The following is a 22,190-nucleotide window of genomic DNA, read 5'->3' as shown; positions in this document are numbered from 1 at the left end:
TCGCCCGTCCGCGCTCGCCGGTACGGTAGGAACTCCCCCTGAGGGAGGTTCAAGTGTTCATGTCGAGCGACGGGTTGTGCGGGATCGGCGAGCTTGCCGAGCGGGCGGGCGTCACCGTCAAGACCGTGCGCTTCTACTCCGACCGCGGTCTGCTGCCGGAGGCCTTCCGCAGCGCCGGCGGGCACCGTCGGTACGGCCCGGAGGCGCTCGGCCGGCTGCGTCTGATCCGTTCCCTGCGTGCCCTCGGGCTGGCGGTGTCCGAGGTACGCCGCGTGCTCGACGAGGAGGACGGGGCGGGCGGCGTGCTGGAGGACGCCGTCGCCGGACAGCTGCGCGAAGTCGGCTCCGAGCTCAGGGCGTTGCGCTGGCGGGAGGCGGCACTGCGGCTGGTGCAGGAGTGTCCGCCCGGGGAGCGGGCGGACCGGCTGCGGCTGGTCGGCGCGGTGGCCGCGCCGCCGAGCACGGCGCCGCTGGTCCGGTTCTGGCGCGGCTGGCTGCCGCCGCGGATGCCGGCGCGCTCCACCGCCGCGTTCCTGGAGGTGGCGGTGCCCCGGCCGCCCGACGACCCGGCCCCCGCCCAGGTGCTCGCCTTCGCCCGGCTCAACGCCCTCACGCTCGCCCCGTGTCCGGGCACCGCTCAGCCGCAGCCCGAGGCGCACCGGGCGGCCGGGGCGCGCGGTGCCGCGGTGCTGTACGCGGGGCTGGCCGAGGCGTACGAGCTGGCGGGTGTGCCGTTGCGCCGGGGCGTGGACCCGCACGCGGGTGACGCCCTGGACTGCTTCGTGAGCGCCTACACGGGCGCGTACGGCGTCCGCGACACTCCGGAGTTCCGCCGTCTGCTGGTCCGGCAGCTCGCGGCCGATCCGCGGATCGACCGCTACTGGGAGCTGGTGGCCGAGGTGATCACCCCGCCGGGCGCCCGGCCGGAGCCGACGCCCGGTGCGGCGCACGACTGGCTGTTCGCCGCGCTGGAGGCGCAGACGGCGACCACGGCGGCCTGAGCCGGCCGCCCGGGCGGGGCCCGGTCAGGGCACGTCGCCCCGCCAGTCGAAGCGGCGGGCGTCGCCGGACCGCGGCCCGTAGACGGACCGGCCGCCCGGTCCGTAGCGGCCTATCTCCGTCGCCAGTGTCACGCCCCGGCCGCGTTCGTCCTCGGCGAGGTCCGTGACGTCCAGCAGCAGGCCGTCCAGCGGGCCGCCGACCAGCTGCGCGTACGCGCGTCCCGCCCGCGGCCCGGGGTTGTCGTGGTCGGCGCCGTAGACCCGGCCTCGCATGAACTCCACCTCATCCATGCCAGGCAGCCTCGCATCCGCCACTGACAACGCGGACGGACGAGCCCGGGCCGGTACCCGTACCGGCCCGGGCCGGGCCTCACGGTCGTCAGACCAGGTCGAAGCGGTCGAGGTTCATGACCTTGACCCAGGCGGCGACGAAGTCGTGCACGAACTTCTCCTTCGCGTCGTCGGAGGCGTAGACCTCCGCGAGGGCGCGCAGCTCGGAGTTCGAGCCGAAGACCAGGTCGGCGCGGGAACCGGCCCACTTGACCTCGCCGGTGGCGGCGTCACGGCCCTCGAACGTGGTCTGGTCCTCGGACGTCGACTTCCACGTGATGCCCAGGTCGAGCAGGTTGACGAAGAAGTCGTTGGTGAGCGAGCCGGGCGTCCTGGTGAAGGCGCCGAGCTGGGACTGCTGGTAGTTGGCGCCCAGCACCCGCAGGCCGCCGACCAGGACGGTCATCTCGGGGGCGCTCAGGGTGAGCAGGTTCGCCCGGTCGAGCAGGAGGAACTCGGCCGGCAGGCGGTTGCCCTTGCCGAGGTAGTTGCGGAACCCGTCCGCGGTCGGCTCGAGTGCCTCGAACGACTCGGCGTCGGTGTGCTCCTCCGTCGCGTCCACGCGGCCCGCGGCGAACGGCACCTCCACCTGGAAGCCGGCCTCCTTGGCGGCCTTCTCGACGGCGGCGGAGCCACCGAGGACGATCAGGTCGGCCAGGGAGACCTTCTTCGCGCCGGAGTTGAACTCCTGCTGGATTCCCTCCAGGACCCGCAGGACCTGCGCCAGCTCGTCGGGCTCGTTGACCTCCCAGCCGCGCTGCGGCTCCAGGCGGATGCGGGCACCGTTGGCACCGCCGCGCTTGTCGCTGCCGCGGAAGGTGGACGCCGAGGCCCACGCGGTGGACACCAACTGCGAGACGGACAGGCCGGACTCGAGGAGCTTCGTCTTGAGGGTGGCGACGTCCTCGGCGTCGATGGCCTCACCCTCGGCCTCGGGCAGCGGGTCCTGCCACAGCAGGGTCTCCTCCGGGACCTCCGGGCCGAGGTACAGGGACTTCGGACCCATGTCGCGGTGGGTCAGCTTGTACCAGGCGCGGGCGAAGGCGTCCGCGAACTCCTCGGGGTTCTCGTAGAACCGGCGGGAGATCGGCTCGTAGATCGGGTCGAAGCGCAGCGACAGGTCGGTGGTGAGCATCTTGGGGCGGTGCTTCTTCGACGGGTCGTGCGCGTCCGGGACGATCTCCGGGGCGTCCTTCGCCACCCACTGGTGGGCGCCGGCCGGGCTCTGCTCGAGCTCGTACTCGAACTCGAAGAGGTTCTTGAAGAACCCGTTGCTCCACTGCGTCGGGGTCGTGGTCCAGGTGACCTCCAGGCCGGAGGTGATGGCGTCCGCGCCCTTGCCGGTGCCGTAGGTGCTCCGCCAGCCGAGGCCCTGCTCCTCCATGGAGGCGGCCTCGGGGTCGTCGCCGACGTGGTCGGCCGGGCCGGCACCGTGGGTCTTGCCGAAGGTGTGGCCGCCGGCGATCAGCGCGACGGTCTCCTCGTCGTTCATCGCCATGCGGCGGAAGGTCTCACGGATGTCGCGGGCGGCGGCGATCGGGTCCGGGTTGCCGTTCGGGCCCTCCGGGTTGACGTAGATCAGGCCCATCTGGACGGCGCCGAGCGGGTTCTCCAGCTCGCGGTCGCCGGTGTAGCGGCGGTCGTCGAGCCAGGTGGTCTCGGGGCCCCAGTAGACGTCCTCCTCGGCCTCCCAGACGTCGGCGCGGCCGCCGGCGAATCCGAAGGTCTCGAAGCCCATCTGCTCCAGGGCGACGTTGCCGGTGAGGACCAGCAGGTCGGCCCAGGAGATGCTCTGGCCGTACTTCTTCTTGACCGGCCACAGCAGGCGGCGGGCCTTGTCCAGGTTGCCGTTGTCGGGCCAGCTGTTGAGCGGGGCGAAGCGCTGCTGGCCGGCCCCGGCGCCACCGCGTCCGTCGCTGATGCGGTAGGTGCCCGCGCTGTGCCAGGCCATACGGATCATCAGCGGGCCGTAGTTGCCGAAGTCGGCGGGCCACCAGTCCTGCGAGGTGGTCAGCACCTCGGCGATGTCGCGCTTGACGGCCGCCAGGTCGAGGGACGCGAACGCCTCGGCGTAGTCGAACTCCTCGCCCAGCGGGTTGGCCACGGCGGGGTTCTTCGCGAGGATCTTCAGATTGAGCCGCTCCGGCCACCACTGACGGTTTCCACCGCCCTGGGTCGGGTGGAGGGCGCGAGTGTGGGCGACCGGGCAGCCGCCCGCCTCCTCGGTCTTCGCGTCGGTCACGATGGCGTCGTGGTTCTCTGACATGGGATCCTTCCGAACGGGGCGGTTCACGGTGCGGGGGACGTACTGGGACCGGAGCAGTCGGGGCACAGGCCCCGGTAGATGACCTCGGCCTCGTCGATCGCGAAGCCGTGGTCGTCGGAAGCGGTCAGACAGGGTGCCTCACCGACGGCGCAGTCGACGTCGGCGAGGGCACCGCACGACCGGCACAGGACGTGGTGGTGGTTGTCCCCGACGCGCCCTTCGAACCGGGCCGGGCCGCCGGGCGGCTGGATGCGGCGTACGAGACCTGCCGCGGTGAGCGCGTGCAGGGATTCGTACACGGCCTGGAGGGACACGTGGCCCACCCGGTCGCGCACTCCGGAGGCTATCGCCTCCACGCCGAGGTGATCGCCCGCCCGGACGGTGTCGAGCAGCGCGATACGGGCGGCGGTCACGCGCAGCCCTGCCCCGCGCAGTTCCTCTGCTGTGGCCGTGCTCCGGGAGGCGGTCATGGCGGCGAACCTACTCCGGTGAACCGGAGCAGCTCAAGGAAACGAACGAATCCAGTCTGCGGAGGGCCGCACGGGCCGGGAGGCGGACCGCCGGAAAGGGGAGAAGGGACCGCGGGTGGCGGCGCGGCCGTCCCTTGCCGCGCCGCCATGCACCGCACCATCCCGTGGGCTCGGGTACCCCCGGGCCGCCCGTCCACGCATCCGCCGTGTCGGCGGACGATCGTGGTAGACAACGTGGGTGGTGGGCACTGGCAAGGACATGCCGCAACCGGCACAGCGCGACGACAGGAATGGGTAGCCCGTGCTTTTGAAGACGTTCCGCTGGGCGTTCGCCGTCACCGCCCTCGGCCTCGCCGCGGGGGTGCTCTACGACGGCTGGACCGCTCTCGGTCTGGTGGCCATCCTGGCCGTCCTGGAGATCTCGTTGTCCTTCGACAACGCGGTGATCAACGCCGGGATCCTGAAGAAGATGAGCGCCTTCTGGCAGAAGATCTTCCTCACGGTGGGCATCCTGATCGCGGTCTTCGGCATGCGCCTGGTCTTCCCGGTCGTCATCGTCGCGATCAGCGCCCGGCTGAGTCCTTGGAGCGCCGTCCACCTGGCGCTCACCGACAAGGACCGCTACCAGGAGCTGGTGACCGACGCCCACCCGTCGATCGCCGCCTTCGGTGGCATGTTCCTGCTGATGATCTTCCTGGACTTCATGCTGGAGGACCGGGACATCAAGTGGCTGGGTGCGGTCGAACGGCCGCTGGCGAAGCTCGGCAGGGTCGACATGCTCTCGGTCTGCGTCGCCCTGATCGTGCTGCTCGTCTCCTCGATGACCTTCGCCGCGCACGCCCATCAGCACGGCGGCCACCATGCCGACAAGGCGCAGACGGTGTTGGTCTCCGGGATCGCCGGCCTGATCACCTACATGGTCGTCCACGGTCTCTCCGCGTTCTTCGAGAACCGGCTCGAAGCGGAGGAGGAGCGCGAGCACGAGGCCCAGGAGGAGACCGGACGTTCCGGCGGGCCCCGCTCGGCGGCCGCCCTGACCGGCAAGGCCGCCTTCTTCATGTTCCTCTACCTGGAGGTTCTGGACGCGTCGTTCTCCTTCGACGGCGTCATCGGCGCCTTCGCCATCACCAACGACATCGTCCTGATGGCCCTCGGCCTCGGCATCGGCGCCATGTACGTCCGGTCCCTGACCGTCTACCTGGTCCGCCAGGGAACCCTCGACGACTACGTCTACCTGGAGCACGGCGCCCACTACGCCATCGGCGCCCTCGCGATCATCCTGCTCGTCACCATCCAGTACCAGATCAGCGAGATCGTCACCGGTCTCATCGGCGTGGTCCTGATCGCCTGGTCCTTCTGGTCCTCGGTACGCCGCAACAAGGCGCTCGCGAACACCGGCTGACGTCCCGTCCGGAGTGGATCGCCGCCCTGCAGCGCTCGTGGCACCGAACAGGTGCGCTACATTTTGCATCGCCTTGACCGCGATCACTCACGATCACTCACGCTACGGAGCCGGCAATCCCATGAGCGATATCGTCAACGGACTCGGCCGTGCTACCGCCTACGGGGCCCTGGGCCTGGTCCTGTTGGTCCTCGGCATCATCCTGGTGGACGTGCTGACGCCCGGGAAGCTCGGCCGGCAGATCTGGGAGCAGCGCAACCGCAACGCCGCGCTGGTGCTCAGCTCGGCGCTGCTCGGTGTCGGCGGCATCGTGTTCACGTCGATCTGGACGACGTACGAGGACTTCGGCAAGGGCCTGGTGTCGACCGCGGCGTTCGGTCTGCTGGGGCTGGTGATGATGGCCCTGGCGTTCCTGGTGGTCGACGTGATCACTCCGGGGCGTCTGGGCGCGACGCTGGTCGAGCCGGAGCCGCACCCGGCGGTCTGGGTGACGGCGTGCTGCAACCTGGCGGTGTCGGCCATCGTCTCGGCCTCCATCGCCTGACGCCCGCCCCGCTCAGGAGACGGTGGCGGGCGGCGGGGTCCAGCGGTGGGTGCGGGGCGCGTCGGGGACGCCGTACGCCTTCTTCAGCTGCTCGGGGATCGCGTAGTGCATGACGCGTCCGCGGGTGAGGGAGGACAGTTCGAGGGCCGTGGTGAGGTGGCCGAGCCGGTCCAGGGCCCAGGCGCCGAGCGGTGAGCGGTCCTCGATCGTCTCCAGGACGCCCAGGAGGTGCGGGGCGGCCTTGACGACGGTGTCCCACGGAGTGCGGGGCACGTCGAGCCAGTCGGCGCAGGTGTCGCCGACGAGGTAGCGGATCAGGGCGGAGACGACCGGGTCGAAGAGGGTGCCGGGGACGACTTCCTCGTAGAGGTCGATGAGTTGCCGGGTCAGGTGCGCGCCCTCCTCGGAGGGCCCCATGTGTCGCAGCATGTACAGGTCGAGGAACTGCCGTGCCTCCTCGAGGGTGCGTGGCACGGCGTCCTGGTCGACGCCGAGGATGGCACCGACCACCCGCCAGGCGTAGAAGTAGGCGTCGGCTCCTTCCTCGGACATGTGGATGCCGAGCCGGTGCAGGCTGTCGAGGACGGTCAGGGAGAAGAACATCTGCCCGCCGATCATGTCCTCCTGGCAGATCGGCACACCGAGGGTGTCGGTGTCCCAGCGGTTCTCCCGCTTCAGGTGGTGGCGGATCGCGGCGTGCAGCAGCCGGACTTTCTGGGCGGCCGGGAGGAAGCGGCCGCCGGCCTCGAACGCGTCGGGCTGCATCAGGTAGACGGTGAACTGGCCGGTCTCCGCCATCCGTTTGGAGGGGTAGCTCAGTCCATGGGTGGCCGACAGCAGCCGGGCCACGTGCGGGACGACGTAGCAGGCGGGCATGGAGGCGAAGGACAGGGCGGTGGAGATGTGCACGTTGTTGTCGATGAAGAACAGCCGGGCCTTCTCCATCTCGGCCCAGTCCACCCAGTCCGGCGGGGTGCCGGTGGCCCGCAGGTACTCCCGGGCCACTCCGGGGAGCCCGGCGGGGAGTTCCTGGCCGGCGGTGGAGACGTAGCGCATCAGCGAGTTGAACTTGCCGGCCTCGCCGCGCTCGAACAGGGTGGCGACGACGGCGTCCGCCAGTTCGTCGCCGTGGCGGCGCAGGGCGTCCATCGACGTCTCGGTGTGGGTCATCACGGTCTCCTCGGCTTGGCTCGCTCGGCTCGCTCGGCGGTGGCAGGGGGTGACGGACAGCGGAGTCGGTGGAGGGGCGGTTCAGTGGACGCGGTCGGTCGCCTGGCGTGCGAGCGCGTGCAGGGCACGCCGTGCCCCGGGTGGCACGTCGACGTCGTCCAGGGCGCGGGTGGCCAGCTCCACCCGGGTGAGGATCATCCGCTCGACCCGCTGCGGTGCCTCCAGTTCCCGCATGAGGTCGCGTACGTCCTCCAGGTGGGTGCCGTCCAGGTCGCGCCGGCCCAGCACGCCGAGCAGCCGTTCCCGCTGGGCGGTGTCGGCGGTCCGCCAGGTCTCGGCGAGCAGCGCGGTGGGCCGGTGGGTGCGCAGGTCGTCCAGGGCCGCCTTGCCGGTGCGCTCCGGGTCGCCGAACAGGCCCAGCAGGTCGTCGCGGAGCTGGAAGGCCTCGCCGAGCGGCAGACCGTAGGCGGAGTAGCCGTCGCGCAGTGCCGGGGCGGCACCGGCGAGCAGTCCGCCGAGGAGCAGCGGGTGTTCGACGGTGTACTTGGCGGTCTTGTACCGGACGACCTTCAAGGAGGTGCCGGTGTCCGGCCGGCCACCGGTGTGCAGGATCTCCAGGCATTCACCGGCGATGAGTTCGCGGGCGAGTTCGGCCCACAGGCCCCGGGCGCGGGCGAGGTAGGCGGCGGGCAGGCCGCTGTCGGTGAACAGCCGGCCCGCGAGCGCCATCAGGTGGTCACCGACGAGCAGGGCCAGGGAGCGGGCGGCCGCGCGGACTCGGGGGCGGCTGTCCCCCGCTCCTCGCCGGGTGGCGTCCAGGGCCGCCTCCAGCGCGATGTGGGCCGTGGGCCGGCCGTGGCGCAGGGCGCTGTCGTCGATGAGGTCGTCGTGGACGATCGCCGCGGCGTGCACCAGTTCCATGGAGGCCGCCGCCCTCACCAGGGCGTCGCTGTCGGGCTGACCGGCCGCCCGCCAGCCCCAGTAGCAGAAGGCCGCGCGCAGGCGTTTGCCGTGTCCGGCCGCGACACGCAGTTGTTCGGCCACGGGAGTGAGGGCCTCGTCGATGGCCACGAGCTCGTCGGCCTCCTCGGCGAGGTAGCTCCGCAGGACGCCGTCGACGCGTGTCCTGAAGGCGGCCGGGTCCCAGCGCTCAGACATCGTGGCCGTCGGCCGCCCGCCGCGCCAGCACGTGCTGGGCGAGCACTTCGAGGTGGGCCGGCGGCACGCCGGTGTACCGGTCCAGGGCCAGCCTGCCCCGCGCCCGCAGGTCCTGGTCCGCCTCGCGCACCAGGTCGACGGTGTCGGAGCGGCGCAGCAGCCCCCGCAGGGTGCCCACCGCCGAACCCACCGTGCTCACGGCCAGGTCCGCGATTCCGGCGACCAGCAGCACGGCCTGGTCGTCCCTGCCCGGGCCGCGCGGCGTCGAGTGCGTCATGCTTCTCCCCCAGGGGTGGCGTCGTCACGGACGCGTCCGGCGGCGCATCCGGTTCGATCATGACGGCGTTCCCCGGGCCGGAGGTCCCCGAATCCCCCTTTGAGGGACACGGGGAACACCTGTCAGAGGCGGGAGGGGTACGAGCCGGGCCGGCCGGTGCCCGGGCCGGTCAGCCGTCCCGCTCGACGCTCCACAGCGGCAGTCGTTCGAAGAAGGTGACCGCCTCTTCGCGCCACCGCGGACGCCAGCCCGCCGCCACCCGTGCGGCCTGCCCGGCGTACCGCCGCATGTCCGCCCGCATCAGGTCGGCCACGCCACGACGCTCGCCGATCTCGCGGATCGCGGCGACGGTGTCCGGCGTGCAGGCCGGGTCCCCGAGGGCCTTCTCGACGAGCGCGCGCTCGTGGCCGCTCACGGCGGACAGCAGGCGGGCGACGGTGTAACTGCGCTTTCCCTCGCGGATGTCGGTGCCGGTCGGCTTGCCCATCGCGTCCGCGTCGCCGAACAGGTCGAGGTAGTCGTCGCGCATCTGGCCGCAGATGCCCACCAGTCGCGCGTAGCGACGCAACTCCGGCTCGTGGTGCGCCGGTTGCTCACCGGCGGCCAGGAGGCCGAGACACAGGGGGGCGAGGACCGAGTAGCGGGCCGACTTGTGGTCGGCGACGTCGTGCAGGACGTCGTCGTCGGTGACCGCGGGGCCGAAGTCGCGCTCCAGGTCGGCGATCTGGCCCACGAAGGTGTCGGCCGCGGCCCGCGCCTGGACCTCGGTCATGGCCTGCCGCAGCTCGACCGGAAGCCCGGCGTCGAGGAGCACCCGCAGGGAGAGGGCGAGCGCGAGGTCGCCGGCGAGGACGGTGAACCCGAGGGCGGCCCGCGGATGGCGGGGGAACCTCTCGCGGTAGGCGTAGTAGGTGGTGGGCCCGCCGCGGCGGGTGGCGCTGTCGTCGATGAGGTCGTCGTGCACCAGGCCGTGGGTCTGGAGCAGTTCGATGCTCAGCGCAGCGGCGTCCAGCGCCTCGGCGGGCGCGTCTTCCCGCACCAGACGCGCGGCCTCGTGCAGCAGGACGACCCGCATCCGCTTGCCGCCGCGCAGGGACAGGTCGCGCAGCAACTCCAGGCAGTCCGGCGTGAATCGGCTGAACGACGGCGCCTCCAGCGTCGCGCCCACCCTGTCGAAGTACTCCGCGAAGAGCCTGTTGAACCGGCGCTCGCACCGGGCGACACGGTCCAGCAACTGCTCGGTCATGGCGAAGTCCTCCTGACGGCGGGGCGGGTGACACGCCGGCAAGTCTGTCAGCAGGCTCCGGTCAGCCACCCGGAGCCCGCCCATCACCTCCGGGCCGGCGCCGGCGCGGCGGCGCCACGACCACGGGCCGGGCGCGCCCGCCCGGAGCTACGGCGTCGACGTCGCGGACTGATCACCGCCGACGCGCCGACGGGCCGGGACGCGGGACGGCCCGGCCCCGCTGGTCGCGGGGCCGGGCCTGGTGTCGAGGGGGGAGGCGGTCAGCAGTCCTGCCACAGGCGGGTCATCACCCGCACGCCGAAGCGCAGTCCCTCCAGCGGCACCCGCTCGTCGACGCCGTGGAAGAGACGGCCGTAGTCGAGGTCGGCCGGCAGCTTGAGGCCCTTGAAGCCGAAGCAGCGGATGCCGAGCTTGGTGAAGGCCTTGGCGTCGGTGCCGCCCGGATTGCAGTACGGGACCGGGTGGCCGTCGGGATCCTCGGCGCGGACCGCGGCGCACATGGCGTCGACGAGGGGGCCGTCGAAGCCGGTCTCCATCGCGATGTCGTGGTTGACCCACTCCCGGGACACCGAGGGCAGCAGCAGCGCGTCGATCGTGTCGATCAGCTCCTGCTCGTGCCCCGGCAGGAAGCGGCCGTCGACGCGGGCCGTCGCCCGGCCCGGGATGACGTTGGTCTGGTAGCCGGCGGTGAACATGGTCGGGTTGGCCGAGTTGCGGAGCACGACCTGCATGAAGTCGGCCACGTGGCCCAGCTTGGCCAGCTCCGCGTCCAGGTCCTCCGCGCCGAAGTCGATGTCGACGCCCTGGAGGCGGGCGGCCTCGGCGAGCAGCGCGCGCACCGGCTCGATCAGGCGGACCGGGAAGGTGTGGCGGCCGATGCGGGTGAGGGACTCGGCGAGGTCGGTGACGGCGTTCTCGTCGTTCGGGGAGGAACCGTGCCCCGCGCGGCCGGTGGCCGTCAGCTCCATCCAGGCCATGCCGCGCTGGGCGTTCTCGATCGGGTACAGGCGCCGGGTGTCGTCCAGCGCGTAGCTGAAGCCGCCGCCCTCGCCGATCGCCTCGGTGACCCCGGCGAACAGCTCGGGCCGGTGCTCGACCAGCCAGTGGGCGCCGAACCGGCCGCCGGCCTCCTCGTCGGCGAGGAACGCGAGGACGATCTCGCGGGCGGGACGGATGCCGGTGCGGGCGAAGTGGCGGGCGGTGGCCAGCATGACGGCCACCGTGTCCTTCATGTCGATCGCGCCGCGCCCCCACAGGTAGCCGTCGCGGATCTCGCCGGAGAACGGGGGCACCTGCCACTCGGCCGCGTCGGCGGGGACGACGTCGAGGTGGCCGTGGACCAGCAGGGCACCGCGCTCGGGGTCGGCGCCGGGGATGCGGGCGACGACGTTGGCACGGCCGGGGGCGCTCTCCACCAGCTGGGAGTCGATGCCCGCCTCGGCGAGCCGGGCCACGACCCACTCGGCGCAGGCGCGCTCGTCGCTGGTCGGGTTGGAGGTGTCGAACCGGATCAGCTCCGCGCACAGGTCGACGACCTCGCGCTCTGCTTCACCGGAAGCCGGGACGGGGGTGCTCATGGTGCTCCTACGGGGGCCGTGCCGGAGGTGGCCGCGGACGGCTCGGTGGGGTCTGCGGGGTGATCGTCCAGGGTGGTGGTGCCGTACGTCCTGATCCAGCCGGCGAGGCCGAGGACGCAGTAGAGGACGAACGCGGTGAGCAGGGAGTTCAGGGCGGGGATGCCGCCGTCGTAGAACTTGCCGACGCAGAACGCGGCCGCCCAGATGACCAGGGACATGGGTACCCAGGTCGGCGAGGTGGCGGGCAGGGTCTCGGCCTCGCGGGTGGCGTCCAGGGGCGCGCGCATGCGGCGCACCACCCAGTACTCGGCGACGATGATGCCGCCCACCGGCGGGATGGCCACGCCCAGCACGGACAGGAAGTCGGTGAAGTGGGTCATGATGCCGACGGCGGACAGGACGGTGCCGGCGATGCCGAGGGCGATGGTGACCGCGCCGCGGTGCAGGCGCTTGCCGAAGACGACCTGGAAGAAGTTGACGACGCCGAGGGAGGAGCCGTAGAGGTTCCAGTCGTTGATCTTCGCGGTGGACATCAGGACGACGAGCACGCCGAAGACGCCGGAGGTGGAGAGCACGATCTGGGAGACCTGGCCGCTGCCGACCAGGTGGCCGAGCAGGACGCCGGTCAGGCCGACGATGTACTCGGAGAGGATCATCGACGCGGCGCTCTGCAGGAAGACGTGGCCGCCCTTGCGGTTGTAGCGGGTCATCTCCGGGGAGACGATCGCGCCGGTCATGAAGCCGCCAGCGATGGCGGTCGCGGCGACGGCGAGCGGGATGGACTGGCCGGGCGCCGGGGAGTGGATCAGCTCGGACAGCGAGTGCTCGCTCAGCGCGTCGGTGACCGACCAGGCGACCATGGCGAAGAACAGCGGGGTGACGATCTTCGCGAAGACGGCCATGTACCGGAATCCGAAGATCACCAGGACGGTGATGCCGGCGCCCGCGACCAGGCACCACAGCCAGGACGGGCCGCCGACGAGCGAGGAGACGCTGTCGCCGAAGATGGTGTTCTGGACGCCGAACCAGCCGACGAGACTGACCGAGATGACCAGGCTGACCAGCGCGGAGCCGTTGCGGCCGAAGCCCGCCCAGCGGGTCAGCAGGGGCGTCGCCAGTCCCTCGCGCATGCCGGCCAGGCCGATCGCGAAGATCACCACTTCGAGGATGACCGCGCCGAGGGTGAAGGCCCAGAACGCGTCGCCGAAGGACATGCCGACGCCGATGGTGGCGCCGAGGGTGAACTGCGAGATGGAGCCCGACTGGGCGAGCCACTGGAGCAGCATCGTCCAGAAGCCGAGGCGCTTGTCGCGCGGGACGCGGGACAGGGCGTAGTCGTCGCTGCCGACGGCTCTGGCGCCGCCCGTCTCCGGGGCCGCGGCGGTGTTCTTGTGCGCGGCCATGGTCAGGACTCCTTGGGGACGCGGCCGAAGGTCTGCAGGTGGGCCAGTGAGCCGTAGCGGGACACCAGCGAGGCGAACTCCACGTCGTCGTGGAAGTCCAGGCGTCCGCCGCCGTAGGCCTTCGCGGTCTCGACGGCGAACCGGGCCGCCGCCGCGATGTCGGTCTCGTGGCTGGCGCCCGTCTGGCAGCCGGGCACCGCGGCCGCGGAGGTGATGGCGAGGCCGACGACCGGAGCGGGCGTCGCCGTGGCCGGCTGCAGGATGGAATTGATGTGATGTACACCGTTACCGTACGGGGTGATGTCCTGGGTGGTCACCGGGTACGTGACCAACGGCTCACCGCTCACCACCGCCAGCAGCTCGCCGAGCTTCTCGCTCACCTTGAGCACCCAGCCCTCCTTGACGGTGGGCGACAGGGCGAGGCCCCGGTGGTTGATGATCCGGTTGCCCTTGGTGGTGTCGATGGAGAGCACCGCCTCCATCTCGCCGGTGACCTCGTGCCGGTTCATGGTCGCGATGTCGACCGGCGAGTCCATGAAGGGCACCGGGTCGTGCGGCGCGGTCGGGGCGTTCGGGCAGATGTGCGTCGCGACGATCACGTCGCCGTCGAGGACGTCGCCGCGGCGGCGCATGTCGAGCAGCTTGGCGGCGGTGGCCAGGGCCGCGACGGCGCCGTCGGCGTCGGAGACCAGGCCGGTCGTCTCTGGCCGCGCCCCGACGCCGCCGAGCCTGCCCACCACGCCGAGGGTGCGGGCCGGGCCGCCGTGGGTGCGGCCGGCGCGGCCCGGGATCCGGACGAGCACGAAGTCCGTCGAGCCGCGCTCGCCGGTGACGGTGGTGACCTCGGCGCCGGAACCCTCGGGACCCGCGACGGAGTCGAGGTGGGCGGCGACGCGCTTGCCGTCGACGGCGGGATCGTCCAGCAGGTCCACGAGGTCCAGGACGTACTTCAACATGGGCAGTTCTCCTGATCCGCACCCGGGGGCGGTGCTGACAGAAGGTTCCGGATCCACTAACGTTCTCCGCAACTGTTTCCCGCTATCTGCAATCGCTGTCTGAATGGCGAGATGGGGCGGGCCGGACGAGCAGCCGGGAGGCTGCGGAGCCGGCGAGCGAGTGAGAGGAGCTGCCGTGACGGGTCAGCCCGACGACCGGAAGACTCCGGCCGGGGCCCTGCAGACCGTCGACCGCGCCCTGCTGGTGCTGCTGGCGTTCGAGCGCTCGCGGCCCGACTGGGGCGTCACGGAGATCGCCACCGAGTTCGGCTGGGACACCTCGGTGGCCCAGCGGCTGCTCTCCACGCTCGCGGGACGCGGCTTCCTGGTCTCCGACCCGGCGACCCGGCGGTACCGGATCGGCCCGGCCGCGCTGCGCCTGGGCCGGCTGTGGGAGCGCTCGGGGTCCCTGGAACTGCTCGCGGAACCGGTGCTCCAGGAGCTGCGGGCCGCGACGGGCGACACGGTGCTGTTCTGCCTGCCCGACAGCTTCCACATGCGCTGTGTGGCGGCCGTCGAGGGCGAGGAGGGGCCGTTGCGCTACTACCCGCTGGTCGGCGAGCTGTATCCGGCGCACGCCGGCGCCACCAGCAAGTCGTTCTACGCCTTCCTCGCCGACGACCAGCGCCACCGGCTGTTCCGCGGGCGCCCCATGGCGCGCTTCACCGAGCGCACGGTCACCGACCCCGACCAGCTGGAACGCGAGTTCCGCCAGGTGCGCGCGCAGGGTTACGCCTGGACGGTCGGGGAGTACGACGCGGGTATCGGAACCGTCGCCGTCCCGGTCTTCCTCGGCTCCGAGCCGTACGGCAGCCTGAGCCTCGGCGCCGCGAAGGAGCGCTTCCCCGAGGGGCCCGAGGACCGGCTCGACGCGCTGCGCCGGGCCGCACGGCTGCTGGAGCGGCGTCTGACGCATCCGCCGCAGCCGCACCGCCGCCCGCGGTCCCGCACCGCCTGACCCACCGATCCACCGAACCACCCCCGAAGAGGTCGACCCCGTGAATCTGCTGCTCCTGTCCAACTCCACCCAGTACGGCCGCGGCTACCTGGAACACGCCCTCGACACCGTCACCGGCTTCCTGCCCACCGGGGCCCGGCTGGCGTTCGTGCCCTACGCCCTCGCCGACCACGACGCCTACACCGCCAAGGTGCGGGGCGCGCTGGCCGGTGCGGGCATCGACGTGCGGGGCGTGCACGAGGGCGGCGACCCGGTCGCGCGGCTGGGCGAGGCGGACGCGGTGTTCGTCGGCGGGGGCAACTCCTTCCGGCTGCTGAGCGCGCTGTACCGCACGGGTCTGCGAAAGGCGCTGATCAGGGCGGTGACGGACGGGCTGCCGTACATGGGGGCCAGCGCGGGCACCAACATGGCGGCGCCGTCGCTGCGGACCACCAACGACATGCCGATCGTCGAGCCCCCGTCCTTCGAGGCACTCGGCCTGGTCCCGTTCCAGATCAACCCGCACTACCTCGACCCGGACCCGGCCTCTACGCACAAGGGCGAGACCCGTGAGGAGCGGCTGACGGAGTTCCTGGAGGAGAACGACGTGCCGGTACTGGGCCTGCGGGAGGGATCCTGGCTGCGGGTCGAGGGCGACCGGGCCGTGCTCGGCGGAGAACGCGACGCCCGGCTGTTCCGGCGCGGCACGGCGCCGCGCGAGCTCGCGACCGGCTCGGACGTGTCCGAACTGCTGCGCGTCCGGGCCGAGTACGACACCCGCGTCTGACCACGGAGGGCGGCCACGACGCGGTCGCCCCCGGCCTTGCCGGCGGCGAAGGCGGCACCGGCGACGATGCCGGGGACCGGCAAGGCGCGGCGGGGCGGCGGCGACGGCCTCCACGCCGTCCGGGTGAGTGTGAGATGCGGTCCGGCCTGACAACGGATCGGATGGGACGCATGCGCAGACCCATAGCCGTGGCTTCCCGCCACTCACGCCTGCTCACGTCAGGCGTCGCCCTCGCCACCCCGTCCCTCCTCCTCGCCCTGTGCGCCGTGCCCGCCTCGGCCGACGCGTCCGGCGGAACACCCGTCCGCGGTACGGCCTACATGGGCCGTGGCGTGCTGGCCCACGAGGGCGAGCAGGGACGGCCCACCGACACCAGGGCCACGCAGACCGAGGGCGTGGACGTCTCCAGCCATCAGGGCAACGTCGCCTGGTCGACCCTGTGGAGCAGCGGGGTGAGGTGGGCCTATGTGAAGGCCACCGAGGGCACGTCCTACCGCAATCCCTACTACACACAGCAGTACGGCGGTTCGTACGACGTCGGCATGGTCCGCGGCGCGTACCACTTCGCGACGCCGGACACCGCCGGCGGCGCCGCCCAGGCCGACTACTTCGTCGACCACGGCGGTGCCTGGTCCAAGGACGGCAGGACACTGCCGGGTGTCCTGGACATCGAGTACAACCCGTACGGCGCCACCTGCTACGGCAGGACGACCAGTCAGATGGTCGGCTGGATCAAGGACTTCCTCGACCGGTACAAGGCGCGCACGGGACGGGACGCCGCCATCTACACCTCCACCAACTGGTGGAAGCAGTGCACCGGGAACTACAGCGGCTTCGGCTCCACGACACCGCTCTGGATCGCCCGGTACGCCTCGTCGGTGGGCGAACTCCCGGCCGGCTGGGACGTCCACACCATGTGGCAGTACACCTCGACCGGGCCGACCGTCGGGGACCACGACAAGTTCAACGGGGCGCTGGACCGCGTCAAGGCGCTCGCCAACGGCTGAGCCGGGCCGCGGGGCGGCCGGCCAGCCGCGACGTCAACGGCCGGCCGCGTCCGCGAGGACGCCGGCGACCTGCCGGCGCACCACCTCCCGCGCCTGCGGGGGAAGCGCGCCGACATCCGTTCGCTCCAGGGCGCCGAGGACCTGGTCGGCTCCGTCGTCGCACGCGGTGCTCCCGCCGAGCACCTCGTAGCCGTCGCGGACGGCCACCCGCAGGTGGTGCCGCCCCTCGGCGTCGGCGTGCACGGCGGTGGCGACGACCAGGGGCGGCGGTCCGCCGGCTTCGGCGGGCTGCTTGTGGTAACCGCTGGCCACGGGGGCGCGCCAGTGCAGGGCGAGCAGCAGATGACGCTTGGCCACGACCTCGTTCAGGTCGGTCTCGTAGGCACCGTCGGAGCCCAGCACGGTGGCGTGTGCGTCCAGGACGAGGGCGGCGGGGAGCAGGCAACGCAGGCTGCTGCCGACGAGGTTGCCGCCTACCGTGGCCGTCCGGCGCACGGCCCCGGTGCCCACGGAACCGGCCGCCCGGCGCAGCACCTCCGGCACGCGGTCGTCGACCTGGTGCAGCACCACGGCTCCGCCCAGCGTCCCGGGCCCGACCACGGTCGCCTCCGGGAGGTTGCGCAGCGACATGGCCTGGTCCGGGAAGCCGTCCCGTTGCCAGGTGGCCCACACGAGCGTGGCCCCGCCGATGGGCACCGCCCCGTCGGCCATGCACTCCTGTGCCTCGGTCACGGACGTGGGCAGACGCAACAGCACGGCGATCGACCTGCTTTCCCGGGGAGTCGGCGGTCCTGTCGTATTGTCCGCACGGCCACAGGGGCGCGTACAGGGCTCATGCCCGGTCGGTGTGCGCCTCTCGCGCGCCGGAGCGCCTCCCGCTCGGGAAGGCGGCCCGGCCGGTCAGCCCACCCTCTCGGCGAGGAAGTCCAGCAGGACGGCGTTGAAGCGGTCGGGCTGCTCGGCGCCGGGGAGATGGCCTGCCTTCTCGATGACGGCCAGGGTGGCGTGCGGGACGAGGCGCCGGATGGCCTCGGCCTCCGCGACCGGGGTGTAGACGTCGTCCGCGCCGACGACGATCAGCACCGGTACCTCCACGCCGGCCAGGACGTCCCGGTAGTCGGGGCGCTCGGCCCGCCCGCGCAGGGCCGCCGCGGCACCGCGTGGATCGGTGGCGCACATCATCTCGAGGACCCGTGCGGCCACGTCCGGCATCGCGGTGACGTTGTAGTCGGCGAGCATCTTGCCGATGACCTCGTGCGCGTAGCCGTCCATGCCCTCGGCGAGCAGCCTGTCGGCCAGCCGGTTGCGGAACAGCCTGCCCTCGGCGGTCTCCGCGGGCGCGGAGGTGTCGGAGAGGACGAGGGCCCGCAGGCGCTCCGGGTGGCGCAGCTGGAACTCCATGGTGATCTGGCCGCCCATGGAGACGCCGCCGACGACCGCCCGCTCGATGTCGAGGTGGTCCAGCAGCGCGGCGAGGTCGTCGGCGAAGTCGGCGAGGAGGACCTTGCCGGGGGTCACACCGCTGCGGCCGTAGCCGCGGAGGTCGGGCGTGACGACGCGGTGACCCGCCTCCGTCAGCGCCGTGACCTGGGGCGCCCACAGGGTGCGGTCGAAGGGGTGCCCGTGGATCAGGAGGACGGGGAGTCCGGTCGAGGGACCGACGTCGTCGTAGCCGATCGTGGTGCCGCGCACGGTTGCGGAGTTCATGCCGGGACCCTAACTCCCGTGCCGCAGACGGACGAAGCGATTACGGCGCCCCGGTGACGACCCCACACCCAGGTCGCTGCCGCGCCCTCTCACACCCCGGCGGGGCAGCCCCCGGCCAGGTGGGTGGCCCTGGCACGTACCCCAGGGCATCACCAGCACCGTGCTGCACGACCTCACGGGTCCGGTCGGACACGCCCAGCAGATCCTCACCGTCCGCCCCCTGCCGGCCGCCGACGGCACCTGAGGGGAACACCACGGCGGTGCCCCGGGGTGGGGCAGGCGGGTGAAGGGCCGGGCCGGTGCGTCGCCCGGCCCCGCCGCCCGGGGAAGGGAGGGACTCATGCGCGCACTCGTCATCAACTGCACCCTCAAGCCGTCGCCCCAGCCGTCGAACACCGAGGCCCTGGCCGCCACGGTCATCGCGTCCCTGAAGGGGCACGGGGTGGAGGTGGACGTCGTGCGGGCCGTCGACCTGCATCTGAAGCCGGGCGTGGCGACCGACATGGGCGACGGCGACGACTGGCCGGGCGTGCACGAGAAGCTGCTGGCGGCGCAGATCCTGATCATGGCGTCGCCGACGTGGCTCGGCCGCCCCTCCTCGGTCGCCCAGCGCGTCCTCGAGCGCATGGACGCGATGCTCGGCGAGACCGACGCCGAAGGGCGACCCGTCGCCTACAACCGTGTCGCCGGTGTCCTGGTCACCGGCAACGAGGACGGCGCCCACCACGTCATCAGCGAGATCAACGGCGCGCTCGGCGACATCGGCTTCACCGTCCCCGGCCAGGCCTGGACGTACTGGCACCTCGGCCCCGGACCCGGGCCCGACTACCTGGACGACGATCGCGGTCACGACTGGTCGACCTCCACGGGCAGGGCCATGGCGTCCAACCTCGTCCACGCGGCCCGCGCGCTCGCCGCGACGCCCCTGCCCGCTCCACCGTCCTGACCGGCCGCCGCGCGAGCCGGTGAAGGGAGACGTCCGGTTATGTCTGCCGTCGCCGAAGCGGGGCATTCGTGCAGGTGCAATGCCGTACACGACAGATCAGGAGCTGAAGCCCGCCATGACGCACGACCTGACCCCGAAGTACACGGTCCCCGGCATCGAGCGCGAGGCCGCCGGGCGGCTGATCGGCGTGCTGCGCCTGCGCCTGCACGCGCTCAACGACCTGCACCTCACGCTCAAGCACGTCCACTGGAACGTCGTGGGTCCGCACTTCATCGCCGTGCACGAGATGATCGACCCGCAGGTCGACCAGGTGCGCGAGATGGCGGACGACGTCGCGGAGCGCATCGCCGCGCTCGGCGGCGTGGCGCAGGGGACGCCCGGGGCCCTGGTGGCTGAGCGGAACTGGGACGACTACTCCATCGGCCGGGCGGACGCCATCGCCCACCTGGGCGCGCTCGACGTGGTGTACACCGGTGTGATCGAGGGGGTGCGCGCCGCGGTCAAGGAGGCCGGTGAGATCGACCCCGCCACGGAGGACCTGCTGATCGGGCAGCTGCGCGACCTGGAGCAGTTCCAGTGGTTCGTGCGGGCCCACCTGGAGACGGCCGGGGGCACCCTGGCGACGGGCGGCGCGGAGTCCGAGGCGGAGGGCGCCGCGCGGGGCTCGGAGCTCGGCCAGAGCGGGCGGTGACCCGCCGAGGGCCCGGCCGCCTCGTGGAGACACGGCCGGGCCCCGGGTGCTCAGCGTGCGGGCCCGCCCCGGCGTCCGAGGCGCACCCCGACCAGGATCAGGTCGACGATCAGGACGGCGACCCCGATGACGAACAAGTAGAACAGTCCCTCGGCGGCCACTCCGATCACTCCCAGGACGAGCGCCACCAGCAACAGCAGGAGGAACAGGCTCACGGTCGACTCCCCTCGGGCGGGTTCTCGCGACGGCTCAGCGCCGGGCCAGCCGGCGTTCGCCGCGGCTGCCCTGCTCGTAGGGCAGGTCGTAGTGGGCGAAGACCGCGCTTTCCGCATCTGCCGCCAGTTCACCGTCCGGGTCGATCCCCGGCGCGGACTTGACCAGCCCCTTGTCGTAGGTCACCTTCAGGTAGTCCGGACCGACCGTGGCCTTCTCCAGCGGGACGAACACCAGCCGGCGGCGGGTCGGGAGGCCGATGGTGACCGCGGCGAACGCGGGCCGGTCGGTGGCGGTGTCGACGTAGATGGACTCCAGACTCCCGATCCTGTGGCCGCCGCTGTCGACGACGTCTTGGCCACGCCAGTCACGAATGTTGTCAGCCTCGAACATGGCTCGTCTTCCCTTCCCAGGACACACTCCCCTGTCTTGTTCCCCGCTTCGTGCCCCAGTCGCATGGTTTGTCCCCACTCCGGCGTAGCGACCGGCGCGCCGGTGCCCCGGGCCTGGGCCCCGCACGGCCGGACCAGGTCGCCGCTCGCGCTAGGCTGCCTGGTCTGAGCCTCCCTCCGGCCCGTGTCGAGGGGGGCGGCGAATTGGGCCCGGCGGTTTTCCGAAGGAGATCGAGTGTGGATGGCACTCACGACAGGGGCCGTCCCGCCCGGTCGAGGGACGGAGCCGTGCTGGAGGTGGGACCGTTGTCCGGACGCCCCGGCATCCGCGCCCGCGGAGAGATCAACGTGATCACCCGCTCGTCCTGGGAAGAGGCCCTCGCCGAGCTGTCCCGGCGGCACGCGGACGTCTCCTACGTGGAGCTGTCGGGGGTGCGCTTCGTCGACGTGGCCGGGGTGGCGGCGCTCGCCGTCACGGCCATGAACCTGCCCGGCGGCCGGGTCGTGGTGGAGCAGCCCCCGCCCCAGCTGCCACGCGTGCTGGAGATGTTCTGGCCGTCGCTGCGCGGGATCGAGGTGGCCGCCCGATGAGCACGGTGACCACGGACGAGTTGTTCGCGCACCCGGCGCTCTTCTACCGCTCGGAGCGGGAGTACACCGACCACACGGTGTCGTTCGTCCGCGAGGGGCTGGAAGCCGGCGAACCGGTGGCGGTGGCCGTTCCCGGACCCAACCTGGAGCTGATCAGGGCGGGCCTGGGAACGCGGGCCCGGAGCGTCCTGTTTCTGGACATGACGGACGCCGGACGCAATCCGGGGCGGATCATCCCCAGGGTCCTCAGGGCGTTCGCCGACGAGCACGCGGGGACACGGGTGCGCATCATCGGCGAGCCGATCTGGGCCGGGCGCAGCAGCGCGGAGTACCCGGCGTGCGCCCAGCACGAGGCGCTGATCAACGCGGCCTTCACCGGCCGCTCCGCGACGATCCTGTGTCCGTACGACGAGTCCCGGCTGGCCCCGGACGTCCTGGCCGACGCGTTGCGCACGCATCCGACGGTCATCGCCGACGGCCGTGAGGCGGCCAGCGAGGCCTACGACTGGCCCTCGGTCGTCGCCCGCTACAACGAGCCGCTGACGGCCCCGCCGGATGCCGCCGTGTTCGCGTTCGGCGCCGGGGAGCTGCCCGCCGCCCGCGGCTTCGCCGTGGAGCGTGCCACGTCGCTGGGGCTGGCCGAGCGGCGGCTGCCGGACCTGGAGCTGGCCGTGGCCGAACTGACCACCAACAGCGTGGTGCACGGCGGCGGCCACGGGACTCTCGCCGTCTGGGCCGAGGCGGGGCAGGTGGTGTGCGAAGTCCGTGACAGGGGTCGGCTCACCGATCCGCTCGCCGGCCGCCGGCCGCCGGAGCGGGGGCAGATCGGCGGACGCGGACTGCTGCTCGTCCACTACGTCGCCGATCTGGTGCGGACGCACACGACGGACGACGGCACGGCGGTCCGCTTCCACCTCGGGTTGCCGCACACGTAAGGCGCAGGTGTGCGAGCCGGGGACCGGGGTATGCGCCCTGTCGTCGGCCGATAAGGGACAGTGACAGGGCCGACCGACAGGGAGGGCACATCATGGCGACCACGATCGCGCGGGCTACCGAGCACCACCTCACCGGCGTGCCGGA

24 protein-coding genes and 1 pseudogene are annotated in these 22,190 nt (G+C 72.2%); 11 read left to right on the top strand and 14 right to left on the bottom strand.

What is annotated here, in order from left to right:
* Positions 1 to 53 precede the first annotated feature (53 nt).
* Positions 54 to 1,001 (top strand): helix-turn-helix domain-containing protein, encoded by a 948-nt coding sequence (locus IEZ05_RS30570; protein WP_189233535.1) that lies wholly within the window; start codon positions 54 to 56, stop codon positions 999 to 1,001.
* A gap of 24 nt (positions 1,002 to 1,025) precedes the next feature.
* Here the strand turns inward: IEZ05_RS30570 and IEZ05_RS30565 are convergent, their stop codons facing one another.
* The 3 genes from IEZ05_RS30565 to IEZ05_RS30555 all read right to left on the bottom strand — a co-directional run bounded on the left by IEZ05_RS30565 (position 1,026) and on the right by IEZ05_RS30555 (position 4,067).
* Positions 1,026 to 1,292 (bottom strand): hypothetical protein, encoded by a 267-nt coding sequence (locus IEZ05_RS30565; protein WP_189233534.1) that lies wholly within the window; start codon positions 1,290 to 1,292, stop codon positions 1,026 to 1,028.
* Between the two features lie 88 nt (positions 1,293 to 1,380).
* Positions 1,381 to 3,597 (bottom strand): catalase/peroxidase HPI, encoded by a 2,217-nt coding sequence (katG, locus tag IEZ05_RS30560; RefSeq protein ID WP_189233533.1) that lies wholly within the window; start codon positions 3,595 to 3,597, stop codon positions 1,381 to 1,383.
* A gap of 23 nt (positions 3,598 to 3,620) precedes the next feature.
* Positions 3,621 to 4,067 (bottom strand): Fur family transcriptional regulator, encoded by a 447-nt coding sequence (locus IEZ05_RS30555; protein WP_189233532.1) that lies wholly within the window; start codon positions 4,065 to 4,067, stop codon positions 3,621 to 3,623.
* Between the two features lie 301 nt (positions 4,068 to 4,368).
* Between IEZ05_RS30555 and IEZ05_RS30550 the strand changes: the two genes are divergently transcribed.
* Both IEZ05_RS30550 and IEZ05_RS30545 read left to right on the top strand, forming a co-directional pair.
* Complete coding sequence (locus IEZ05_RS30550; RefSeq protein WP_189233531.1) at positions 4,369 to 5,469, top strand: DUF475 domain-containing protein; 1,101 nt, start codon at positions 4,369 to 4,371, stop codon at positions 5,467 to 5,469.
* Between the two features lie 121 nt (positions 5,470 to 5,590).
* Positions 5,591 to 6,013 carry a DUF350 domain-containing protein gene (locus tag IEZ05_RS30545; RefSeq protein ID WP_189233530.1) on the top strand — a complete coding sequence of 141 codons (423 nt, stop codon included), beginning with the start codon at positions 5,591 to 5,593 and terminating at the stop codon, positions 6,011 to 6,013.
* Between the two features lie 12 nt (positions 6,014 to 6,025).
* On the opposite strand, the gene IEZ05_RS30540 is transcribed toward IEZ05_RS30545, so the two are convergent.
* The 7 genes from IEZ05_RS30540 to IEZ05_RS30510 form a co-directional block, all read right to left on the bottom strand.
* On the bottom strand, positions 6,026 to 7,183 hold the full coding sequence (locus IEZ05_RS30540; RefSeq protein WP_189233529.1) for an oxygenase MpaB family protein: 1,158 nt from the start codon (positions 7,181 to 7,183) through the stop codon (positions 6,026 to 6,028).
* Positions 7,184 to 7,264: 81 nt separating this feature from the next.
* Positions 7,265 to 8,341 carry a polyprenyl synthetase family protein gene (locus IEZ05_RS30535; protein WP_189233528.1) on the bottom strand — a complete coding sequence of 359 codons (1,077 nt, stop codon included), beginning with the start codon at positions 8,339 to 8,341 and terminating at the stop codon, positions 7,265 to 7,267.
* Positions 8,334 to 8,618: a polyprenyl synthetase gene (locus IEZ05_RS30530; protein WP_189233527.1), complete on the bottom strand. Its 285-nt coding sequence runs from the start codon at positions 8,616 to 8,618 to the stop codon at positions 8,334 to 8,336. The genes IEZ05_RS30535 and IEZ05_RS30530 overlap by 8 nt, the downstream gene beginning before the upstream one ends.
* 169 nt (positions 8,619 to 8,787) lie before the next feature.
* A complete protein-coding gene (locus IEZ05_RS30525) occupies positions 8,788 to 9,864 on the bottom strand; it encodes a polyprenyl synthetase family protein (protein WP_189233526.1) in 1,077 nt (358 codons plus the stop codon).
* Between the two features lie 260 nt (positions 9,865 to 10,124).
* On the bottom strand, positions 10,125 to 11,441 hold the full coding sequence (locus IEZ05_RS30520) for a M20/M25/M40 family metallo-hydrolase (protein WP_189233525.1): 1,317 nt from the start codon (positions 11,439 to 11,441) through the stop codon (positions 10,125 to 10,127).
* A complete protein-coding gene (locus IEZ05_RS30515; protein WP_189233524.1) occupies positions 11,438 to 12,844 on the bottom strand; it encodes a cytosine permease in 1,407 nt (468 codons plus the stop codon). Before IEZ05_RS30515 ends, IEZ05_RS30520 begins: the two co-directional genes overlap by 4 nt.
* 2 nt (positions 12,845 to 12,846) lie before the next feature.
* Positions 12,847 to 13,800: a DUF1177 domain-containing protein gene (locus IEZ05_RS30510; protein ID WP_189233523.1), complete on the bottom strand. Its 954-nt coding sequence runs from the start codon at positions 13,798 to 13,800 to the stop codon at positions 12,847 to 12,849.
* 175 nt (positions 13,801 to 13,975) lie between these two features.
* Here IEZ05_RS30510 and IEZ05_RS30505 point away from each other — a divergent pair, with 175 nt between their 5' ends.
* The 3 genes from IEZ05_RS30505 to IEZ05_RS30495 all read left to right on the top strand — a co-directional run bounded on the left by IEZ05_RS30505 (position 13,976) and on the right by IEZ05_RS30495 (position 16,570).
* Positions 13,976 to 14,797 carry an IclR family transcriptional regulator gene (locus tag IEZ05_RS30505; RefSeq protein WP_189233522.1) on the top strand — a complete coding sequence of 274 codons (822 nt, stop codon included), beginning with the start codon at positions 13,976 to 13,978 and terminating at the stop codon, positions 14,795 to 14,797.
* A 40-nt stretch (positions 14,798 to 14,837) separates the two neighbouring features.
* A complete protein-coding gene (gene pepE / locus IEZ05_RS30500; RefSeq protein ID WP_189233521.1) occupies positions 14,838 to 15,563 on the top strand; it encodes a dipeptidase PepE in 726 nt (241 codons plus the stop codon).
* Positions 15,564 to 15,733: 170 nt separating this feature from the next.
* A complete protein-coding gene (locus tag IEZ05_RS30495; protein WP_189233520.1) occupies positions 15,734 to 16,570 on the top strand; it encodes a lysozyme in 837 nt (278 codons plus the stop codon).
* A gap of 33 nt (positions 16,571 to 16,603) precedes the next feature.
* Here the strand turns inward: IEZ05_RS30495 and IEZ05_RS30490 are convergent, their stop codons facing one another.
* Both IEZ05_RS30490 and IEZ05_RS30485 read right to left on the bottom strand, forming a co-directional pair.
* The gene (locus IEZ05_RS30490) at positions 16,604 to 17,326 is read right to left on the bottom strand and encodes an FAD binding domain-containing protein (RefSeq protein WP_189233519.1); all 723 of its coding nucleotides are present in this window, start codon (positions 17,324 to 17,326) and stop codon (positions 16,604 to 16,606) included.
* 144 nt (positions 17,327 to 17,470) lie between these two features.
* Positions 17,471 to 18,277, bottom strand: a complete 807-nt coding sequence (locus tag IEZ05_RS30485) for an alpha/beta fold hydrolase (protein ID WP_189233518.1) — start codon at positions 18,275 to 18,277, stop codon at positions 17,471 to 17,473.
* Positions 18,278 to 18,419: 142 nt separating this feature from the next.
* Here IEZ05_RS30485 and IEZ05_RS36585 point away from each other — a divergent pair.
* The 3 genes and pseudogenes from IEZ05_RS36585 to IEZ05_RS30475 all read left to right on the top strand — a co-directional run.
* Positions 18,420 to 18,521 (top strand): annotated as a pseudogene (locus tag IEZ05_RS36585) (thioesterase family protein); the annotation flags it as partial.
* A gap of 96 nt (positions 18,522 to 18,617) precedes the next feature.
* Positions 18,618 to 19,223: a flavodoxin family protein gene (locus tag IEZ05_RS30480; protein ID WP_189233517.1), complete on the top strand. Its 606-nt coding sequence runs from the start codon at positions 18,618 to 18,620 to the stop codon at positions 19,221 to 19,223.
* Between the two features lie 115 nt (positions 19,224 to 19,338).
* Complete coding sequence (locus IEZ05_RS30475; RefSeq protein WP_189233516.1) at positions 19,339 to 19,914, top strand: Dps family protein; 576 nt, start codon at positions 19,339 to 19,341, stop codon at positions 19,912 to 19,914.
* 50 nt (positions 19,915 to 19,964) lie between these two features.
* On the opposite strand, the gene IEZ05_RS30470 is transcribed toward IEZ05_RS30475, so the two are convergent.
* Both IEZ05_RS30470 and IEZ05_RS30465 read right to left on the bottom strand, forming a co-directional pair.
* Complete coding sequence (locus IEZ05_RS30470) at positions 19,965 to 20,129, bottom strand: hypothetical protein (protein WP_189233515.1); 165 nt, start codon at positions 20,127 to 20,129, stop codon at positions 19,965 to 19,967.
* A 34-nt stretch (positions 20,130 to 20,163) separates the two neighbouring features.
* Entirely contained in the window at positions 20,164 to 20,520 is a 357-nt protein-coding gene (locus IEZ05_RS30465) for a PRC-barrel domain-containing protein (RefSeq protein ID WP_189233514.1), read from the bottom strand.
* Positions 20,521 to 20,756: 236 nt separating this feature from the next.
* Between IEZ05_RS30465 and IEZ05_RS30460 the strand changes: the two genes are divergently transcribed.
* Positions 20,757 to 21,110: an STAS domain-containing protein gene (locus IEZ05_RS30460; RefSeq protein ID WP_189233513.1), complete on the top strand. Its 354-nt coding sequence runs from the start codon at positions 20,757 to 20,759 to the stop codon at positions 21,108 to 21,110.
* Positions 21,107 to 22,045 carry an anti-sigma factor RsbA family regulatory protein gene (locus IEZ05_RS30455; RefSeq protein WP_189233512.1) on the top strand — a complete coding sequence of 313 codons (939 nt, stop codon included), beginning with the start codon at positions 21,107 to 21,109 and terminating at the stop codon, positions 22,043 to 22,045. Before IEZ05_RS30460 ends, IEZ05_RS30455 begins: the two co-directional genes overlap by 4 nt.
* Positions 22,046 to 22,190 lie beyond the last annotated feature (145 nt).

The sequence above is a fragment of the Streptomyces flaveolus genome, assembly GCF_014648815.1.
GTDB lineage: Bacteria > Actinomycetota > Actinomycetes > Streptomycetales > Streptomycetaceae > Streptomyces > Streptomyces flaveolus.
The sequence above is the reverse complement of the archived record's forward strand: the minus strand, read 5'-3'. Positions and strand labels throughout refer to the sequence as shown.

Coding starts and splice junctions, on each gene's coding strand:
- IEZ05_RS30565 (WP_189233534.1), bottom strand. CDS start 1,292: ATGGATGAGGTGGAGTTCATGCGAGGCCGGGTCTACGGCGCCGACCAC.
- katG (WP_189233533.1), bottom strand. CDS start 3,597: ATGTCAGAGAACCACGACGCCATCGTGACCGACGCGAAGACCGAGGAG.
- IEZ05_RS30555 (WP_189233532.1), bottom strand. CDS start 4,067: ATGACCGCCTCCCGGAGCACGGCCACAGCAGAGGAACTGCGCGGGGCA.
- IEZ05_RS30545 (WP_189233530.1), top strand. CDS start 5,591: ATGAGCGATATCGTCAACGGACTCGGCCGTGCTACCGCCTACGGGGCC.
- IEZ05_RS30540 (WP_189233529.1), bottom strand. CDS start 7,183: ATGACCCACACCGAGACGTCGATGGACGCCCTGCGCCGCCACGGCGAC.
- IEZ05_RS30535 (WP_189233528.1), bottom strand. CDS start 8,341: ATGTCTGAGCGCTGGGACCCGGCCGCCTTCAGGACACGCGTCGACGGC.
- IEZ05_RS30530 (WP_189233527.1), bottom strand. CDS start 8,618: ATGACGCACTCGACGCCGCGCGGCCCGGGCAGGGACGACCAGGCCGTG.
- IEZ05_RS30525 (WP_189233526.1), bottom strand. CDS start 9,864: ATGACCGAGCAGTTGCTGGACCGTGTCGCCCGGTGCGAGCGCCGGTTC.
- IEZ05_RS30520 (WP_189233525.1), bottom strand. CDS start 11,441: ATGAGCACCCCCGTCCCGGCTTCCGGTGAAGCAGAGCGCGAGGTCGTC.
- IEZ05_RS30515 (WP_189233524.1), bottom strand. CDS start 12,844: ATGGCCGCGCACAAGAACACCGCCGCGGCCCCGGAGACGGGCGGCGCC.
- IEZ05_RS30510 (WP_189233523.1), bottom strand. CDS start 13,800: ATGTTGAAGTACGTCCTGGACCTCGTGGACCTGCTGGACGATCCCGCC.
- IEZ05_RS30495 (WP_189233520.1), top strand. CDS start 15,734: ATGCGCAGACCCATAGCCGTGGCTTCCCGCCACTCACGCCTGCTCACG.
- IEZ05_RS30485 (WP_189233518.1), bottom strand. CDS start 18,277: ATGAACTCCGCAACCGTGCGCGGCACCACGATCGGCTACGACGACGTC.
- IEZ05_RS30480 (WP_189233517.1), top strand. CDS start 18,618: ATGCGCGCACTCGTCATCAACTGCACCCTCAAGCCGTCGCCCCAGCCG.
- IEZ05_RS30475 (WP_189233516.1), top strand. CDS start 19,339: ATGACGCACGACCTGACCCCGAAGTACACGGTCCCCGGCATCGAGCGC.
- IEZ05_RS30465 (WP_189233514.1), bottom strand. CDS start 20,520: ATGTTCGAGGCTGACAACATTCGTGACTGGCGTGGCCAAGACGTCGTC.
- IEZ05_RS30455 (WP_189233512.1), top strand. CDS start 21,107: ATGAGCACGGTGACCACGGACGAGTTGTTCGCGCACCCGGCGCTCTTC.